Origin of the sequence: Halomonas caseinilytica (assembly GCF_001662305.1) — a bacterium.
GTDB lineage: Bacteria > Pseudomonadota > Gammaproteobacteria > Pseudomonadales > Halomonadaceae > Halomonas > Halomonas caseinilytica.
This window is the reverse complement of the sequence record NZ_BDEP01000036.1, coordinates 1-3362: the sequence shown is the minus strand read 5'-3', so window position 1 is coordinate 3362 and position 3362 is coordinate 1. Positions and strand designations below refer to the sequence as shown.

General features: G+C 54.5%; 2 rRNA genes. Both read left to right on the top strand.

The features are described from left to right. The first annotated feature begins 232 nt into the window (after positions 1-232). A 23S ribosomal RNA gene (locus A9O65_RS16785) occupies positions 233-3121 on the top strand. 82 nt (positions 3122-3203) lie between these two features. Then, positions 3204-3318 (top strand): 5S ribosomal RNA (gene rrf / locus A9O65_RS16780). The last annotated feature ends 44 nt before the right edge of the window (positions 3319-3362 follow it).

Sequence of the window (3362 nt, the reverse complement as noted above, 5' to 3'; positions counted from 1 at the left end):
GGTAGGCTCCACCACCCAACAGTCCATGTGACGAGACCAGTCGCAAGTCTTGAGACATAGAAGAGGTTCTTTCTTCTTCACTCTTATGACTTCCGACTGTTCTTCGAACAGTCGCTCTTTAACAATGTAATCCTGCTGACAGTTCCTTTCGAAAGAAAGGACATGAGATACGTCTCAAGCGTATCCGGCAATTGTCGTTGAGTCATCGCGACCAGACTCCTTCGGGTTATATGGTCAAGCGATGAAGCGCACACGGTGGATGCCTAGGCAGCCAGAGGCGATGAAGGACGTGGAAGCCTGCGATAAGGCTCGGCGAGGTGGCAAACAACCTGCGACCCGGGCATTTCCGAATGGGGAAACCCACCCATCGCAAGATGGGTATCGTTGACTGAATCCATAGGTCAACGAGGCGAACCGGGGGAACTGAAACATCTCAGTACCCCGAGGAAAAGAAATCAACCGAGATTCCCCCAGTAGCGGCGAGCGACCGGGGAGTAGCCCTTAAGCAGGTGATTGATTAGGCGAACGAGCTGGGAAGCTCGACGATACAGGGTGATAGTCCCGTAGCCGAAAATCTGATCCTGTGAAATCGAGTAGGTCGGGGCACGTGAAACCTTGACTGAAGACGGGGGGACCATCCTCCAAGGCTAAATACTCCTGGCTGACCGATAGTGAACCAGTACCGTGAGGGAAAGGCGAAAAGAACCCCGGAGAGGGGAGTGAAATAGATCCTGAAACCGTGTGCGTACAAGCAGTGGGAGCAGGCAGGTCCTGTGACCGCGTACCTTTTGTATAATGGGTCAGCGACTTATTTTCAGTGGCGAGCTTAACCGATTAGGGGAGGCGTAGAGAAATCGAGTCTTAACTGGGCGACCAGTCGCTGGAAATAGACCCGAAACCGGGCGATCTATCCATGAGCAGGTTGAAGGTTGAGTAACATCAACTGGAGGACCGAACCAGGATCTGTTGAAAAAGATTTGGATGACTTGTGGATCGGAGTGAAAGGCTAATCAAGCCCGGAGATAGCTGGTTCTCCTCGAAAGCTATTTAGGTAGCGCCTCACGTATCACCGCCGGGGGTAGAGCACTGTTTCGGCTAGGGGGCCATCCCGGCTTACCAACCCGAGGCAAACTCCGAATACCGGTGAGTGCAAGCGTGGGAGACACACAGCGGGTGCTAACGTCCGTTGTGAAAAGGGAAACAACCCAGACCGTCAGCTAAGGTCCCGAAATCCTGGTTAAGTGGGAAACGATGTGGGAAGGCTTAGACAGCTAGGAGGTTGGCTTAGAAGCAGCCATCCTTTAAAGAAAGCGTAATAGCTCACTAGTCGAGTCGGCCTGCGCGGAAGATGTAACGGGGCTCAAACCAGGTACCGAAGCTACGGGTTCATCCTCTGGATGAGCGGTAGAGGAGCGTCGTGTACGCCGATGAAGGTGAGTCGAAAGGCTTGCTGGAGGTATCACGAGTGCGAATGCTGACATGAGTAACGATAAGGGGAGTGAAAAACTCCCCCGCCGGAAGACCAAGGGTTTCTGTTCGACGCTAATCGGAGCAGAGTGAGTCGGCCCCTAAGGCGAGGCCGAAAGGCGTAGTCGATGGGAAACGGGTCAATATTCCCGTACCTCACTGTATTGCGATGGGGGGACGAAGAAGGCTAGGTGAGCCAGGCGTTGGTTGTCCTGGTGAAAGTCAGTAGGCTGGGGAATCAGGCAAATCCGGTTCCCCAAGGCCGAGAGACGAGACGAACAGACTACGGTCTGGAAGTCATTGATGCCACGCTTCCAGGAAAAGCCTCTAAGCTTCAGATACAGTGGGACCGTACCCCAAACCGACACAGGTGGTCAGGGTGAGAATCCCAAGGCGCTTGAGAGAACTCGGGTGAAGGAACTAGGCAAAATGGTGCCGTAACTTCGGGAGAAGGCACGCCGCCGTTACGTGAAGGCCCTCGCGGCTGGAGCGGAAGGCGGTCGAAGATACCAGGTGGCTGCAACTGTTTATTAAAAACACAGTACTCTGCAAACGCGTAAGCGGACGTATAGGGTATGACGCCTGCCCGGTGCCGGAAGGTTAATTGATGGTGTTAGCGTAAGCGAAGCTCCTGATCGAAGCCCCGGTAAACGGCGGCCGTAACTATAACGGTCCTAAGGTAGCGAAATTCCTTGTCGGGTAAGTTCCGACCTGCACGAATGGCGTAATGATGGCCACGCTGTCTCCACCCGAGACTCAGTGAAATTGAAATCGCAGTGAAGATGCTGTGTACCCGCGGCTAGACGGAAAGACCCCGTGAACCTTTACTACAGCTTCACACTGGACGCTGATGTTGCTTGTGTAGGATAGCTGGGAGGCTTTGAAACGGTAGCGCCAGCTACCGTGGAGCCAACCTTGAAATACCAGCCTGGCATCATTGGCGTTCTAACTCAGGTCCGTTATCCGGATCGAGGACCGTGTGTGGTGGGTAGTTTGACTGGGGCGGTCTCCTCCCAAAGTGTAACGGAGGAGCACGAAGGTACCCTCAGCACGGTCGGAAATCGTGCAATGAGTGCAAGAGCATAAGGGTGCTTAACTGCGAGACAGACACGTCGAGCAGATACGAAAGTAGGTTCTAGTGATCCGGTGGTTCTGTATGGAAGGGCCATCGCTCAACGGATAAAAGGTACTCCGGGGATAACAGGCTGATACCGCCCAAGAGTTCACATCGACGGCGGTGTTTGGCACCTCGATGTCGGCTCATCACATCCTGGGGCTGAAGTCGGTCCCAAGGGTATGGCTGTTCGCCATTTAAAGTGGTACGCGAGCTGGGTTTAGAACGTCGTGAGACAGTTCGGTCCCTATCTGCCGTGGGCGTTGGAGATTTGAGAAGTGCTGCTCCTAGTACGAGAGGACCGGAGTGGACGACCCTCTGGTGTACCGGTTGTCACGCCCGTGGCATTGCCGGGTAGCTAAGGTCGGACGGGATAACCGCTGAAAGCATCTAAGCGGGAAGCCTCCTTCAAGATGAGATCTCCCCGAGGCCTCGAGCCTCCTGAAGGGTCCAGCAAGACGAGCTGGTTGATAGGCCGGATGTGGAAGCGCTGCAAGGCGTTGAGCTGACCGGTACTAATGGCCCGTGAGGCTTGACCATATAACACCCAAGGAGTCTGGATGACAGACGACGCCGGGTACGCACGAGACGTATCGTCAGCAGGATTGCATTGACTTTTTCGCCTGACGACCATAGCGAGTGGGCACCACCTGATCCCATGCCGAACTCAGCAGTGAAACCGCTCAGCGCCGATGGTAGTGTGGGAGTTCCCATGCGAGAGTAGGTCATCGTCAGGCACTTACATGAAAAATCCCCCGGTACTCCCGGGGGATTTTTTTAT